Source organism: Pseudomonas sp. 5C2 (assembly GCF_034314155.1).
Taxonomy (GTDB): domain Bacteria; phylum Pseudomonadota; class Gammaproteobacteria; order Pseudomonadales; family Pseudomonadaceae; genus Aquipseudomonas.
Genome location: NZ_JAVIWH010000002.1, coordinates 1,351,134 through 1,365,366, shown reverse-complemented (window position 1 = coordinate 1,365,366; position 14,233 = coordinate 1,351,134). Strand labels below are relative to the sequence as shown.

Sequence of the window (14,233 nt, the reverse complement as noted above, 5' to 3'; positions counted from 1 at the left end):
CTTGCAAAACGCCGGGTCGCTTATTTTACTGAGCAAGATGGAATGCGTGGCGGGATTTTTCTGGTCAACGTAAAAGACCCGTCCGACGTCCCCGGGTTTGCGGAACCCTTTTTTCTCAACTTCCAGGCTGACTGCAAGTTCCGCATCGCGATGAGCCCGCAGGACTTGCAAAAGTCTGGTCTGGAGGCGCTCGGGAAAACGTGGGCGTGAGGAACGGTCGGTGGGGTCGGTAACGTACGAACCCGATCCGGCCAAGTGCCCCGCAATTACGCATCTGCGAAAGCTTTATGTCAGGCACTGAACATCGCTATATGAGCGACTGTTCAGCTTCACTAATGTTGGCGTCTGCGATGTCCACTCGCATTTAAGGGCAACCCACGGTGAGGGGTTATACGGCCGTATTGTTCAATTATTACGTCAACGGATAATGACTATCACATGATCGGGGTTAAATAGCGGCCCGCAAAAATGTTAAAAGTTTGAGGGAAGGGGCAACCCCCTGAACCGAGAAGATAAAAATAGGGCTAAAAAGCCTGTTATTACCGGACGTGCAACTCCGGTCTCACTGTGTTAGCTGACCTGCCATCGCTCAATCCACTGTTTCATCCTTCGCCTGAACCCAGGGGAAACTCTATTGCTCAGGTATTGGATGACGGCGGACTTTATTTTGAATCAGGGGAAAATGAATGATGTGTGTGAAGTGGAATCTCGTGACCCTTGCGGTCTCGCTCGGGGTCAGTCAGTTAGTATCGGCCGCGCCGGTGACGGATCAGGCCGATGCCAAGGGATTTATTGAAGACAGCAGTCTCAATGTCCACCTCAAAAACTACTACTTCGACCACGATGGTAAGGATGGCGGTGCAACCAATAAGGACTGGACCCAAGGTGTACTGGCTAACTACAGTTCGGGGTTCACTCAGGGGACGGTTGGGTTTGGGGTAGAGGTGTTTGGTAATTGGGCCATCAAACTTGATGGTTCGGCGGACACTAATGGCACGGGCAACTTACCGGTGCGCCATGATGGATCCCTGGAAGATGAATACGGCACGGTGGGGGGCGCACTGAAAGTCCGGATTTCCAAGACCGAACTTCTTTGGGGCACCCTGCAGCCGACAGCACCTGTTTTCGCCGCGGGTGGCTCACGCTTGTTTCCGCAGACGGGCACCGGCTTCAATGTGCTGAGCAGCGAAATTGCTGGCCTTGATCTGGATGCCGGGCACTTCACCGGCGGGAACGGTCCGGTCACCACCAATGGCAGCCACGAACTGTTTGCCGCCTACGCTAACGTCGCTGCCGACAGCATTGATTATGTCGGTGGCAAATACGCGGTTTCGGACAGCCTGACCTTTAGCCTGTACGGCTCGGAACTCAAGGATATCTGGCGTCAGTACTACGGGAACGCCAACTATACGTTGCCGATCTCGGAGCTACAGTCAGTGAACTTTGATTTCAACATCTACCGTACCAATGACGAAGGACAGGCCAACGCCGGTAGCATTGACAACACTACCTGGTCGCTGGGCGCGGCTTACTCGTTCCTGAGCGCGCATACCGTCTCACTTTCCTATCAAAAAGTACGTGGCGATACTCCGTTCGACTACGTCTCGTTCGGTCAAAACGGACCTGGCGACACGTCGGACTCGATTAGCCTGGCCAACTCGATTCAGTATTCAGACTTCAACGGTCCGGGGGAAAAATCCTGGCAGGCGCGCTATGACCTGAACATGCTGACCTATGGGGTTCCGGGCCTGAGTTTCATGGTTCGTTATGCTCACGGTGACAACATCGACGGCACACACATGGCGGCTGATAGCCATTATCGTACTTACAATGGCACCGGTTATGGCGCAGACGGTAAACACCATGAAACCAACCTTGAAGCCAAATACGTTGTTCAGACCGGTCCGGCTAAAAACCTGTCCCTACGGATGCGTCAGGCGTGGCATCGTGGTAATGCCGATCAAGCCGAGGGTAACGTTAACGAGTTTCGTTTGATCGCCGATTACCCGATCTCGATCTTCTAAACCGTCAATCACGACAGCGAGGCTCGACGCTGCAATAGGCGAGCCGAGTTTTGCTCGACGGGGCTCATAGAGAGAGGCAGCCGTTTGCCGGTGACGGCAACGCGCTGCCTTTTTTGCCTTTAGATGTTCAGTACTGCCAGGGTTCCGAGCGCTAAACAGCGGTATTCAGGAGGAATTTTCTATCTGGCACGTGCCTTGCTGTATCTGATCCAAAAATGCATTCCAAAAAATGCGCCACTTCACGGGAGTCGTTGAAATGAGCACTATCACTGGTTTGGGCAGGTACGACCTTTCGATCCCAATACCAAGCGCTGTATCGACCACGTCCAACTCAGACAGCTTTCTGAGTCTTTTAGATTCTACGGTTCAAACGGAAAAGGTCGGCAGCAGCGCCTCGTCCAGTGCCAGTGCCTCTAGCCAGCAGCAAGATGAAGACCGCCAAGAAGCCTTCGCGAAAATGATGGTCAGTCTGCAAAACGCTAACTCGCTGGTGGCAACGCACACGGCATCTGACAACAGTAGCTCCGGTGTTGGACAGGTGGGTGCCAGTTCGCTGAACGCTTCAGTCGACGCAACAGCAGGGTCGTCCGCGACTAAAAGCGCGCTGGATGAATTCAAGGATTACATGGCCCTGACGCCGGCACAGAAGATGCGTTACAGCACCTTGAAAGGCATGGGACTCACCGAGGCTGATCTTAAGGCCATGCCTCCTGCAGAGCAGGCCAAGGTTGAGGCCAAAATAGCGGAAGTGCTCAAGAAACAGACTGAAATGCAGGCCAGCGCAAGCACCGGCACAGACTTCAGTTCGGGTTCAAGCGCCAGCGCTGGAAATCAGGGACAGTCGCTGGTGAACGCCGCGCTATTGAATATGACCCAGTCCCTCGATCAGGAAAAATCCAGGCTCGGTTTATCCTGAATCAGGTTTAAGGCTACAAAGCTTTGCACCTGATCTTTCAGGGGCAAAGCCTGATCTTCTGTCCTTCATTCATCGGTGAGCTACTTAGCGGTTTTAAGCCAGAAACTGCTCGGTCGACACCACTCTCGCGTAACCAAAGCCCAATGCGGACATGAACGCTGCATGCACATGGGCCGCGGGCACCGTCAGGCCGTTGAACTCCACGTCGCAGGAAGCGCAGGCATCATGGATTACCGTGGCTTTATAGCCAAGGTCGGCGGCGGCGCGGGTGATAGCGTCGATACACAGGTGGCTCATGCTGCCGACAATGACCAGGTCCTCGATGGCATGGCGTTCAAGCACTGTCGCAAGATTGGTTTCGAGAAACGAATTGACGTGGTGCTTGAGTATCACCTGCTCATCAGGCAGATTTTGCACCTTGGGATGCAGGTGCGCGCCTTCAGAACCAGGGGCAAAGAACGGTGCATCGTCACTGGTGAATTCGTGACGGATATACACCACCAAATCGCCCGCAGAACGGGCAGCGGCAATAATCCTCGCTGCATTGTCGGCGGCGGCGTCAACGCCACTCAGTGGCCACTTTCCTCCAGGGAAGTAGTCATTTTGAATATCGACTACGATAAGCGCTTGTTTGGACATGGGATGTTCCTCAATAGTGTGGCCTGTGTTCCGTGGGGTGAAGTATTGGCTCTGCAGCGCTGGCTGAGGATTGGCCGGAACGACAATATCGAGGGGTAAACTGACAATGGCGGGGCAAATCAATGTGGCCGAGATCGGCTTGCTGGTCTATCCAGGTGCGCAGATGGCTGCGGTGCATGGCCTGACCGACCTGTTCTCCGTGGCCAATCGCATCGTCCGTGAGCAGCCCATGGCCAATGTGCCGCTGCTGCGAATTTCTCATTGGAGCGCTACAGTGCCCGGGGCTCCCCTCGAGAGGATCTTCGACAGCCAGCCGGAACTTACCAGCCGACCCGTTGCAGTGCTGATCCCGCCGTCTCTGGACACACTGCCTTCGGCTGAGTGGTTGCAGACGCTGGCGGCCTGGATCACCCGGCAGCACAGCGCCGGGGCGGTTATTGGTTCAGTGTGCCTGGGTGTATTTGTACTGGCCGAAACCGGTCTGCTTACAGGCCGTACAGTCACCACCCACTGGACTCAAGCCAAAACCCTGGGCGAACGGTTTCCTCTGCTCAAGGTGGATGTCGAGAAGCCGATGATCGATGATGGCGACCTCATTACCACGGCGGGTCTGATGGCGTGGGCCGAACTGGGGTTGAGGGTGGTAGAGCGATTGTTGGGGCCGAGCATTGCCTCAGCTACGGCGCGCTTTCTAATGGTCGAGCACAGCGACAGCGCGAAGTGCGGTGGCAATTTTGCACCTATTCTTGGTCACGGTGATGCAGCAGTACTCAAGGTCCAGCACTGGTTACAAGCCAGCGGCGCAGTGGAGGTTTCACTGAGCACGATGGCCGCCGAGGCAGGCCTGGAGGCGCGAACATTCTTACGGCGTTTTCGCGCGGCGACGGGGCTCAAGCCCACGCAATACTGCCAGCACCTGCGGGTTGGAAAAGCTCGCGAAATGCTCGAATTCACCAACCGCACCGTCGACCACATCGCCTGGACCGTGGGATATCAGGATCCAGGCGCCTTTCGCCAGACCTTCAAGAAAATTACCGGGTTTTCGCCGAGGGATTATCGGGGACGCTTTGGTGTTGGCACGGCTGTCGGTAATGGTTGACTAGCAACGGCAACTCCCGCATGGCGCCTGTGCGCTGTTTAGCAAAGCTCAGTGATGAACGCGCCATGAAAGTGATATGTGGAGCGTGACTTGTCTGGAGCGGTCTGTTTCCATGCCAGACACCTCTCTATCTCCCTCCTGGAACCCAGCTCCACATGCCTGTCGTCAGTCGGTTCACCTCTTTTTTCGACCAGGCCCGACGCGCCTTGGAGCTGGTATGGAGCACGTCGAGAGGCTTGTTCCTGGGCCTTGTAGTGGCAACGCTGGTGGCCGGTGTTCTTCCTGCTCTGGCCGCATGGCTGGGGCAGCGGATTGTCGATGCGGTGGTCGCTGCCATGCAGTTGCATGCGGACCTCGGCAGCGCTCCGTTGTGGCCGGTATTGCGTTACGTGCTACTCGAAGCCGGAGTGCTCGCGTTACTCGCTGGCGCTCAACGTGCACTCTCGGTTCAGCAGTCGCTGTTGAGAGTACAGCTGGGGCAGAAGGTCAACACGTTGATCCTGGAAAAAGCACAGACGCTGTCGCTTATCCAGTTCGAGAATTCGGAGTTTTACGACAAGCTCGTTCGCGTACGCCGCGAGGCCTCCACGCGCCCCCTGGCATTGGTAACCAAGTCCCTTGGGCTGATTCAGAACCTGATCTCGCTCATCAGTTTTGCGGTGTTGCTGGTGCATTTTTCGCCTTGGGCGCTGGTGATCCTGGTGCTCGGCGCGTTGCCGGTGTTCTTCGCCGAAGCACATTTCTCCGGTGACGCGTTTCGCTTGTTCACCCGCCGTGCCCCCGAGAGCCGACAACAAGGCTACATCGAAGCACTGCTGTCTCAGGAAGCGCATATAAAAGAGGTCAAGTTGTTCGGCTTTGCGCCTCTTCTGCTGCAACGTTACAGAGACACGTTTGACCGGCTCTACGCCGAAGACCGTCGGCTGACCCTGCGGCGCGATGGCTGGGGTTTCCTCCTCGGACTGCTTGGTACCAGTGCGTTTTACCTGGCTTACGCCTGGGTGGTGGTCGATACGGTCAATGGCCGCATCAGCCTCGGACAAATGACGATGTATCTGGTGTTGTTCAAACAGGGGCAGACGGCGGTCAGCAGCAGCCTCAGTGCCATCAGTGGTCTTTATGAAGATGGCCTGTACCTGACCAATCTGTATGAGTATCTGGCTCAGCCGGTTGTTGTCGAAACCGGTACCCTCACTCAAGGCATCCTCCCGGGGGATGGCTTGCGTTGCGAGGGCGTCAGCTTTCGTTATCCAGATTCCAGTCGTGTCACGCTTGAGAATATCAATCTCCACCTTGCACCGGGACGTAGCGTGGCGCTGGTGGGTGAAAACGGCTCGGGCAAGACCACGTTGATCAAGCTGCTGACCCGTCTGTACCGGCCTGATGAGGGACGCATTCTGCTGGATGGCAGTGATCTTCAGGACTGGAACGAGGATGCGCTGCGCAGGCGTATCGGTGTCATTTTTCAGGACTACATCCGCTACCAGTTTCCTGTGGGCGATAACCTTGGGGTGGGTGATATTGAGGCGTTCAGTGATGAAACCCGATGGCGCGAAGCGGCAGCCCAGGGCATGGCAGCAGAATTCATTGAGCGTCTCGATCATGGCTATGCCACCCAGCTAGGTCGGTGGTTCGCGGGAGGGCAGGAACTGTCGGGAGGGCAATGGCAAAAGATCGCGTTGTCCCGAGCCTACATGCGCCGCAACGCCGATATTCTTATCCTCGACGAGCCTACGTCAGCCCTGGACGCGGCTGCAGAAGCCGCCGTGTTTGAACACTTCCGTGAGTACGCCAAGGGCCGTATGACGCTGCTGATTTCTCACCGTTTTTCCAGCGTGCGCAATGCGGATCACATCGTTGTATTGGATCAGGGCAGGGTGCTTGAGCGTGGCGATCACGCCAGCCTGATCGCCGCTGGCGGGCGCTATGCACACTTGTTCGACCTGCAAGCGCGTGGTTACCGGTAACGTAGGCTATTGTTCAAATACGCGCTAACTCTTGTACAAAATCATATTAACGTATAGGTTTTGTATAGGATTTGACTGCCCATGTGTCGACACCGACCACTGTCAGGTCCTTATGACCCTGATGCTGTGTCTGTGGAGATAGACCATGTTGAACAAACTCGTACTGCTGCTGTTCTGCCTCTGCCTGGGAAGCTGCAGCGATATCGATGTGAACCGCTATAGCCAGGAAACCCCAAAACTTGAACTGCGCGATTTTTTCTCGGGGCGGGTAGACGCGTGGGGCATGTTCCAGAAGCGTTCGGGAGAGGTGATAAAACGGTTTCACGCCGTTATCAACAGCCACTCCGAGGGCGACCGGTTCATAATGCATGAAGACTTCACCTACAGCGACGGGACCAAGCAGACCCGGGTGTGGACACTGCACCCGGACGGTCCTGGACGGTGGCGCGGTACCGCAGGCGATGTTGTCGGCGAGGCAATCGGAGAGGTGGCTGGCAATGCACTGCATTGGCGGTACGTGCTGAGCTTGCCCGTGGACGGTAAGGTCTATCAGGTCAACTTCGATGACTGGATGTACTTGCTTGATGACGACACGATGGCCAATCGTTCCTCAATGACCAAGTTCGGCTTTGAACTGGGTCAGGTGACGTTATTTTTCCGTAAGCAAGCCAGCTGATGCCGGGGTTGAGTCGCGTGCCTTTCAACTGATAACAATCGTTCACGCGCGTGACTTCCATCAGGACCGCGCTCTTTGCAATCGTTTAGCCGTTTGACAGGAAACGGATAGCGATCTGCATGAATCGGATATCTCCAGTTTTTTCCCGGCCATAGACTCACTCCGTCAAATAAAAACAACGGAGGCTCTGGCCATGTCCATAAGCGTCGAGTATCTCAATTCCTTGCTTGAAGAAAACCGAGAAAAGGGTGTTTACCGCTGCAAGCGGGAAATGTTCACCGATACTCGCTTGTTCGATCTCGAGATGAAGCACATTTTCGAGGGCAACTGGTTGTACCTCGCTCATGAGAGCCAGATTCCGAACAAAAACGACTACATCACCCTGGAAATGGGTCGCCAGCCTGTTTTCATTGCCCGCAACAAAGACGGCGCGCTCAATGCATTTCTCAATGCATGCAGCCATCGCGGCGCTATGCTCTGCCGACACAAACGTGGCAACAAGGCGTCCTATACCTGTCCGTTCCACGGCTGGACTTTCAACAACTCCGGCAAGTTGCTCAAAGTCAAAGATCCGACCGATGCCGGCTACCCGTCGAGCTTTAACTGCGAAGGCTCTCACGACCTGACCAAAGTGGCGCGTTTCGAGTCCTATCGCGGATTCCTGTTCGGTAGCCTGAACCCTGATGTGGTCCCGCTGGTGGAGCATCTGGGTGAGTCGGCGAAGATCATCGACATGATCGTCGATCAGTCTCCGGACGGCCTGGAAGTGCTGCGCGGCTCCTCCAGCTATATCTATGAAGGCAACTGGAAGCTCACCGCCGAGAACGGCGCCGACGGTTATCACGTCAGCTCCGTGCACTGGAACTACGCGGCCACTCAGAATCAGCGCAAGGAACGCCAGGCTGGCGACAGCAATCCGACCATGAGCGCCGGTGGCTGGGCTAAGCGTGGCGGTGGTTTCTATTCCTTCGACAAGGGCCACATGTTGCTATGGACCCGTTGGGCTAATCCCGAGGATCGGCCTCTGTACGAGCGCCGCGATGAGCTGGCCCAGGACTTCGGCCAGGCCCGCGCAGACTGGATGATCGGTAACTCGCGCAACCTGTGCCTGTACCCCAACGTGTACCTGATGGACCAGTTCAGCTCGCAGATTCGCATCGCCCGGCCGATCTCGGTGGATCGCACTGAAATCACCATTTATTGCATCGCGCCCAAAGGCGAGAGCGACGAAGCGCGTGCGCGCCGGATTCGTCAGTACGAGGACTTCTTCAACGTCAGTGGCATGGCCACCCCGGATGATCTGGAAGAGTTTCGCTCCTGCCAGATGGGCTATCAGGGCAGTACCACAGCCTGGAACGACATGTCCCGTGGTGCCGAACACTGGGTCGAAGGCGCGGATGAAGCGGCCAAAGAAATTGATCTGCACCCATTGCTTAGCGGCGTGCGCACCGAGGACGAGGGGCTGTTCGTGCTGCAACACAAGTACTGGCAGGAAACCATGCTCAAGGCATTGGCAGCCGAGCAGTCGCAATTGATCTGCGTGGAGGGCGGGCAATGAGCCTTTCTTACGACGCAGTACGCGACTTCCTCTACCGCGAAGCGCGCTATCTGGATGACAAGGATTGGGATAACTGGCTGGAACTGTATGCCGCGAATGCGACGTTCTGGATGCCATCCTGGGACGATGACGACGAACTGACCGAAGACCCGCAAAAGGAAATCTCGCTGATCTGGTACGGCAGCCGCGAAGGGTTGGAGGACCGTGTTTTCCGGATCAAGACCGAGCGCTCCAGCGCCAGCATCCCGGATACCCGCACCTCTCACAACCTGAGCAATCTCGAGATCCTCGAACAAGGCGATGGCCTGTGCAAGGTGCGCTTCAACTGGCACACCCTGAGCTTTCGCTACAAGACCGTGGACAGCTATTTCGGTACCAGCTTCTACACCCTCGATGTGCGCGGCGACCAGCCTCTGATCAAGGCTAAAAAAGTCGTCCTGAAAAACGACTACGTCCGTCAGGTCATCGACATCTATCACCTGTGAACGAGCGGTCTGTCGCCATTGGGCTTGCACCCGACGCTTCAGCCCCTGGTCCAGCGAGGAACACCATGAGCCACAAAATTGCACTCAATTTCGAAGACGGCGTTACCCGTTTCATTGACGCCAACCCCAGTGAAACCGTCGCCGACGCTGCGTACCGGCAGGGGATCAATATTCCTCTGGACTGCCGCGACGGTGCTTGCGGTACCTGCAAGTGCTTCGCTGAATCCGGCGAGTACGACCTCGGCCAGGAATACATCGAAGATGCGCTCAGCGAAGAGGAAGCGGATCAGGGGTATGTGCTGACCTGTCAGATGCGCGCTCAAAGCGACTGTGTGGTGCGTGTGCCGGCATCTTCAGATGTTTGCAAAACACAGCAGGCGACTTACCAGGCGGCAATCAGCGAAGTCCGTCAGCTCTCTGACAGCACGATTTCGCTGTCTATTCAGGGCGAAGCCCTGAACCACCTGACCTTTCTGCCGGGCCAGTACGTCAACCTGCAAGTGCCGGGCAGTGAGCAGACCCGAGCCTATTCATTCAGCTCGCTGCAGAAAGACGGTCGCGTCAGCTTTTTGATCCGAAACGTGCCAGGCGGCTTGATGAGCAGCTTCCTTACGGAGCTGGCCAAGGTCGGTGACAGCATGAACCTGGCCGGTCCTCTGGGCAGTTTCTATCTGCGCACCATCAAACGCCCACTGCTGTTGCTGGCGGGCGGCACCGGGCTGGCGCCATTCACTGCGATGCTGGATACGATTGTGCAGAAGGGGAGCGAGCATCCATTGCACCTGATCTACGGCGTTACCAACGATTTCGATCTGGTGGAAATGGATCGCCTGAACGACTTCGCTGCGCGGATCCCGAACTTCACCTTCAGCGCCTGTGTGGCCAACCCCGCCAGCAGTCATCCGCACAAAGGCTACGTGACCCAGCACATCGCGCCCACGCACCTCAACGGCGGCGACGTCGATATCTACCTGTGTGGTCCGCCACCGATGGTCGAGGCGGTCAGCCAATACATTCGCGAACAGGGTATCGAGCCAGCGAACTTCTACTACGAGAAGTTCGCCGCCAGCGCCGCTTAACTGCCACTGACTGACGTGTATTTTCGAGGTTGCCATGAGCATGAGATTTAAAAATAAAGTCGCCCTGGTCACCGGGGCAGCGCAGGGTATTGGACGCCGCGTCGCCGAGCGTTTGCTCGAGGAAGGCGCGCAGGTGGTGGCGGTTGACCGTTCCGAACTGGTCAGGGAACTGCAAGGCGAGGCGCTGCTGGCGCTGACCGCTGACCTTGAACAGTACGCCGACTGCCAGCGAGTGATGGCTGCTGCTGTGGAGCGTTTTGGACGGCTGGACGTGCTGGTCAATAACGTCGGCGGCACCATTTGGGCCAAGCCATTCGAACATTACAAAGAAAGCGAGATCGAGGCCGAAGTACGCCGCTCGCTGTTTCCCACGCTGTGGTGCTGTCACGCCGCGTTGCCATACATGGTGGAGCAGGGCAGCGGCGCCATCGTCAACGTCTCATCGATCGCCACTCGCGGGATCAATCGAGCGCCTTACGGTGCAGCCAAGGGTGGTGTCAATGCACTCACCGCCTGCCTGGCGTTTGAGAACGCCGAGCGCGGCATCCGGGTCAACGCCACGGCGCCTGGTGGTACCGAAGCACCTCCGCGGCGTATTCCGCGCAACACCGCCGAGCAGAGCGAGCAGGAGAAGGTCTGGTATCAGCAAATCGTCGACCAGACTGTCGATAGCAGCCTGATGAAGCGCTACGGCAGCCTCGAAGAACAGGTCGGTGCAATCCTGTTCCTGGCCTCCGATGAAGCCTCCTACATCACCGGCATGACCCTGCCCGTAGGCGGCGGTGACCTCGGCTGAACCCCTGTCTCACAGCGCTAATGCACCACCAACAAGTAACCTGATAACAACATTAAGAGGTACATCTCCATGACCGTGAAAATTTCCCAGACCCCTGAGGTCCAGGCATTCTTTAAGGACGTCAGCGGGCTCGGCAACGACCAGGGCAGCCCTCGCTTGAAGCAACTGATGTTCCGCGTCCTCAATGAGGTAGCGAAGATTGTCGAGGATATGGAGGTGGGCGAAGACGAGTTCTGGACCCTGGTGGATTACCTCAACCGCCTGGGCGGTCGCAACGAAGCCGGGCTGCTGGTGGCCGGTTTGGGCATTGAGCATTTTCTTGACCTGCTGCAAGACGCGAAAGACGCGCAGGAAGGCCTCGTGGGCGGTACGCCGCGCACCATTGAAGGCCCGCTCTATGTCGCCGGCGCACCGCTGTATGACAGCGAGACGCGGATGGACGACGGCAGTGAGGACGAGGTCGCCACGCCGATGTTCCTTCAGGGTGTGGTGCGCGACGCCAATGGCCAGCCAGTCGCCGGCGCCGTTGTCGACCTCTGGCACGCCAACACTCAGGGTAACTACTCGTACTTCGATCAGAGCCAGAGCGAGTACAACCTCCGTCGACGTATCGTCACCGATGCCGAAGGCCGCTACCGCGCGCGCAGCATTGTGCCGTCAGGCTATGGTTGCAACCCCCAGGGTCCGACCCAGGAATGCCTCGACCAGCTTGGCCGTCACGGTCAACGTCCGGCGCATATTCATTTTTTCATCTCGGCACCGGGCCATCGTCACTTGACCACGCAGATCAACCTGTCTGGCGATAAGTACCTGTGGGACGACTTCGCTTACGCCACCCGTGATGGTCTGGTGGGTGAAATCCGTTTCGTCGAGGATCGCGCTGCGGCGAACGACCGAGGGGTGACGGGGTCATTCGCCGAGCTGGACTTCGACTTCCAGCTGCAAAAGGCAGCCAGCACCGATGCTGAACAACGCAGCCACCGCCCGCGCGCATTACAGGACTGAGGTGAAGGGCGCCGAGCTTCTCTCTCGGGAAGGTCAGATCGAGCTTGGCAGGTGTTCAGATCAATCAGGCTGTCCTGATTGATCTGAGGTGCAAACGTTCCAGAACGCGGTTGAAGGTGCCATTATCACCCGAGTAATTTTCTGGAGAGGTTTACATGAGTAACTACCAGCCTGGCATTCTTGCCAAGCCCGTGCCATTACAGGCGCGCCATTTGTTTTTTGCCCTTGAGTCCGTAGACGCCCTGCCAGCTGCGCTCAAAGAACTGGCGCAGCTGGCAGACGGCAAAAAAATGGTTGTCGGCTTTGGTGAGTCGCTTGTGCATGCGATAGGGGGTCAAGTTGAGGGCTTGCGTGTGTTCCCGGCATTGAGTGGCGTCGGGGTGGACAACCCCTCGACCCAGCACGCACTTTGGTGCTGGCTGCACGGTGAGGACCGGGGTGAATTGCTGCATCGCAGCCGCGCATTAGAGGCCGCATTGGCACCGGCCCTGCGCCTGGTGCAGATGACCGAAGCGTTCCGCTACAAGACCGGTCATGACCTGACCGGCTATGAAGATGGCACCGAAAACCCGGTAGACGAAGCGGCCATAGGGGCGGCGGTAGTAAACAATGACATCCCGGGGCTGCAAGGGGGTAGCTTCGCCGCCATCCAGCAGTGGCAGCACGACCTGGATGGTTTCGCCGCCATGCCGCAGGGGGAGCAAGACCACATCATGGGCCGCCGAAAAAGCGATAACGAAGAGCTGGAAGAGGCTCCGAAATCAGCACATGTAAAGCGCACCGCCCAAGAAAGTTTCACCCCTGAAGCCTTCGTTGTGCGTCGCTCTATGCCTTGGTCAGACGGCCTGCAGGCCGGTTTGGTATTCCTTGCCTTTGGTCACTCCCTCGACGCTTTCGAAGCCCAATTGCGACGCATGAGCGGACTAGATGACGGCATTGTTGACGCCCTCTATCGCTTTAGCCGCCCCCTTACCGGCGGCTACTACTGGTGTCCGCCGCTGAAGGATGATTGCCTTGATCTGAGTGCGCTCAGGGCATGATAGCCGCAGGTCAAGAATGTGACGTTGCCGCTGCTGATAGCTGCTGCAACGTCACACTGGATAAACACCCGTGAGCTTGCCCGCCATCAACTCAACTATGTGCTGATGGCGGGGCAACTCACGTTCAGAACAGCTCAGCGACATATTTGAACGGGTAATCGATCGTCTGGTAGTCGCCAATTTTGCGCTTGGGTAGTTTGACCTTTGGCTGCTTGACCTCCTTATAGGGGATTTGTGTCAGCAAGTGAGTGAGCACGTTTAGACGAACACTTTTCTTGTCTTCCGAGCGGGCGACGAACCAGGGCGCCCATGGGGTGTCGGTGGCGACGAACATCTCGTCGCGTGCTCGTGTGTAGTCGTCCCAGCGGTTATAAGAGAGGACGTCCATGGGGGACAGTTTCCATACCTTGCGGCCATCTGTAATACGGTCTTTGAGGCGACGCTCCTGCTCTTGCGGACTGACTTCCAGCCAGTACTTGAGCAGGATGATTCCCGAGTGGATCAGTTGATTCTCGAACATGGGTGCCAGCTCTAAAAAATTAAGCACCTGGCTTTCATCGCAGAAACCCATGACCCGTTCGACACCCGCGCGGTTGTACCAGCTGCGGTCGAAGATCACCACTTCTCCGGCTGCGGGAAAGTGCGGCATGTAGCGCTGCAAGTACATCTGGCTTTTTTCCCGCTCGGTCGGCGCCGGCAATGCCACCACGCGAAAAATTCGCGGGCTGACACGCTCGGTCAGCGCCTTGATGGTGCCGCCCTTACCAGCACCGTCGCGACCTTCGAACACCACCACTACCTTGGCGCCGTTCGCCACCACCCATTGTTGCAACTTGACCAGCTCGATGTGCAGGGTCCTCAGTTGTGTTTCGTAGCCCTTGCGACTGAGCTTTTTTACCGGGTGTGTGTCTGGATCAAACAATGTCTGGTCATGTTTTTTCATCGGAGT

General features: G+C 57.0%; 14 protein-coding genes. 12 read left to right on the top strand and 2 right to left on the bottom strand.

Features of this window, described 5'->3' with window-relative positions:
- The first annotated feature begins 42 nt into the window (after positions 1-42).
- The 3 genes from RGU44_RS06950 to RGU44_RS06940 all read left to right on the top strand — a co-directional run bounded on the left by RGU44_RS06950 (position 43) and on the right by RGU44_RS06940 (position 2,940).
- Positions 43-210 carry a hypothetical protein gene (locus RGU44_RS06950; protein ID WP_322216414.1) on the top strand — a complete coding sequence of 56 codons (168 nt, stop codon included), beginning with the start codon at positions 43-45 and terminating at the stop codon, positions 208-210.
- 476 nt (positions 211-686) lie between these two features.
- Positions 687-2,024 (top strand): OprD family porin, encoded by a 1,338-nt coding sequence (locus RGU44_RS06945; protein ID WP_322216411.1) that lies wholly within the window; start codon positions 687-689, stop codon positions 2,022-2,024.
- A 256-nt stretch (positions 2,025-2,280) separates the two neighbouring features.
- Positions 2,281-2,940 carry a hypothetical protein gene (locus tag RGU44_RS06940; RefSeq protein ID WP_322179257.1) on the top strand — a complete coding sequence of 220 codons (660 nt, stop codon included), beginning with the start codon at positions 2,281-2,283 and terminating at the stop codon, positions 2,938-2,940.
- A gap of 93 nt (positions 2,941-3,033) precedes the next feature.
- Here the strand turns inward: RGU44_RS06940 and RGU44_RS06935 are convergent, their stop codons facing one another.
- Positions 3,034-3,579: a cysteine hydrolase family protein gene (locus RGU44_RS06935; RefSeq protein WP_322179258.1), complete on the bottom strand. Its 546-nt coding sequence runs from the start codon at positions 3,577-3,579 to the stop codon at positions 3,034-3,036.
- A gap of 106 nt (positions 3,580-3,685) precedes the next feature.
- Here RGU44_RS06935 and RGU44_RS06930 point away from each other — a divergent pair, with 106 nt between their 5' ends.
- The 9 genes from RGU44_RS06930 (at position 3,686) to RGU44_RS06890 (ending at position 13,284) form a co-directional block, all read left to right on the top strand.
- Positions 3,686-4,678, top strand: coding sequence for a GlxA family transcriptional regulator (locus RGU44_RS06930; protein WP_322179259.1), 993 nt, complete (start codon positions 3,686-3,688; stop codon positions 4,676-4,678).
- A 155-nt stretch (positions 4,679-4,833) separates the two neighbouring features.
- Positions 4,834-6,645, top strand: coding sequence for an ABC transporter ATP-binding protein (locus tag RGU44_RS06925; RefSeq protein WP_322179260.1), 1,812 nt, complete (start codon positions 4,834-4,836; stop codon positions 6,643-6,645).
- 145 nt (positions 6,646-6,790) lie between these two features.
- Positions 6,791-7,321 (top strand): DUF3833 domain-containing protein, encoded by a 531-nt coding sequence (locus RGU44_RS06920; RefSeq protein ID WP_322216408.1) that lies wholly within the window; start codon positions 6,791-6,793, stop codon positions 7,319-7,321.
- A gap of 193 nt (positions 7,322-7,514) precedes the next feature.
- On the top strand, positions 7,515-8,879 hold the full coding sequence (gene benA / locus RGU44_RS06915) for a benzoate 1,2-dioxygenase large subunit (RefSeq protein WP_322179262.1): 1,365 nt from the start codon (positions 7,515-7,517) through the stop codon (positions 8,877-8,879).
- Positions 8,876-9,364 (top strand): benzoate 1,2-dioxygenase small subunit, encoded by a 489-nt coding sequence (gene benB, locus RGU44_RS06910; protein WP_322179263.1) that lies wholly within the window; start codon positions 8,876-8,878, stop codon positions 9,362-9,364. The genes benA and benB overlap by 4 nt, the downstream gene beginning before the upstream one ends.
- Before the next feature lie 65 nt (positions 9,365-9,429).
- Positions 9,430-10,443 carry a benzoate 1,2-dioxygenase electron transfer component BenC gene (benC, locus tag RGU44_RS06905; protein WP_322216405.1) on the top strand — a complete coding sequence of 338 codons (1,014 nt, stop codon included), beginning with the start codon at positions 9,430-9,432 and terminating at the stop codon, positions 10,441-10,443.
- A 34-nt stretch (positions 10,444-10,477) separates the two neighbouring features.
- On the top strand, positions 10,478-11,239 hold the full coding sequence (locus RGU44_RS06900) for a 1,6-dihydroxycyclohexa-2,4-diene-1-carboxylate dehydrogenase (RefSeq protein ID WP_322216403.1): 762 nt from the start codon (positions 10,478-10,480) through the stop codon (positions 11,237-11,239).
- Between the two features lie 69 nt (positions 11,240-11,308).
- Positions 11,309-12,244 carry a catechol 1,2-dioxygenase gene (gene catA / locus RGU44_RS06895; RefSeq protein ID WP_322179266.1) on the top strand — a complete coding sequence of 312 codons (936 nt, stop codon included), beginning with the start codon at positions 11,309-11,311 and terminating at the stop codon, positions 12,242-12,244.
- A 155-nt stretch (positions 12,245-12,399) separates the two neighbouring features.
- Complete coding sequence (locus RGU44_RS06890) at positions 12,400-13,284, top strand: Dyp-type peroxidase (protein WP_322179267.1); 885 nt, start codon at positions 12,400-12,402, stop codon at positions 13,282-13,284.
- Positions 13,285-13,408: 124 nt separating this feature from the next.
- Here the strand turns inward: RGU44_RS06890 and ppk2 are convergent, their stop codons facing one another.
- Positions 13,409-14,227, bottom strand: a complete 819-nt coding sequence (gene ppk2, locus RGU44_RS06885; protein WP_322216401.1) for a polyphosphate kinase 2 — start codon at positions 14,225-14,227, stop codon at positions 13,409-13,411.
- Between the last annotated feature and the right edge of the window lie 6 nt (positions 14,228-14,233).

Coding starts and splice junctions, on each gene's coding strand:
- benC (WP_322216405.1), top strand. CDS start 9,430: ATGAGCCACAAAATTGCACTCAATTTCGAAGACGGCGTTACCCGTTTC.
- catA (WP_322179266.1), top strand. CDS start 11,309: ATGACCGTGAAAATTTCCCAGACCCCTGAGGTCCAGGCATTCTTTAAG.
- RGU44_RS06950 (WP_322216414.1), top strand. CDS start 43: ATGCGTGGCGGGATTTTTCTGGTCAACGTAAAAGACCCGTCCGACGTC.
- ppk2 (WP_322216401.1), bottom strand. CDS start 14,227: ATGAAAAAACATGACCAGACATTGTTTGATCCAGACACACACCCGGTA.
- RGU44_RS06920 (WP_322216408.1), top strand. CDS start 6,791: ATGTTGAACAAACTCGTACTGCTGCTGTTCTGCCTCTGCCTGGGAAGC.
- RGU44_RS06935 (WP_322179258.1), bottom strand. CDS start 3,579: ATGTCCAAACAAGCGCTTATCGTAGTCGATATTCAAAATGACTACTTC.
- benB (WP_322179263.1), top strand. CDS start 8,876: ATGAGCCTTTCTTACGACGCAGTACGCGACTTCCTCTACCGCGAAGCG.
- RGU44_RS06940 (WP_322179257.1), top strand. CDS start 2,281: ATGAGCACTATCACTGGTTTGGGCAGGTACGACCTTTCGATCCCAATA.
- RGU44_RS06890 (WP_322179267.1), top strand. CDS start 12,400: ATGAGTAACTACCAGCCTGGCATTCTTGCCAAGCCCGTGCCATTACAG.
- RGU44_RS06900 (WP_322216403.1), top strand. CDS start 10,478: ATGAGCATGAGATTTAAAAATAAAGTCGCCCTGGTCACCGGGGCAGCG.
- RGU44_RS06930 (WP_322179259.1), top strand. CDS start 3,686: ATGGCGGGGCAAATCAATGTGGCCGAGATCGGCTTGCTGGTCTATCCA.
- benA (WP_322179262.1), top strand. CDS start 7,515: ATGTCCATAAGCGTCGAGTATCTCAATTCCTTGCTTGAAGAAAACCGA.
- RGU44_RS06945 (WP_322216411.1), top strand. CDS start 687: ATGATGTGTGTGAAGTGGAATCTCGTGACCCTTGCGGTCTCGCTCGGG.
- RGU44_RS06925 (WP_322179260.1), top strand. CDS start 4,834: ATGCCTGTCGTCAGTCGGTTCACCTCTTTTTTCGACCAGGCCCGACGC.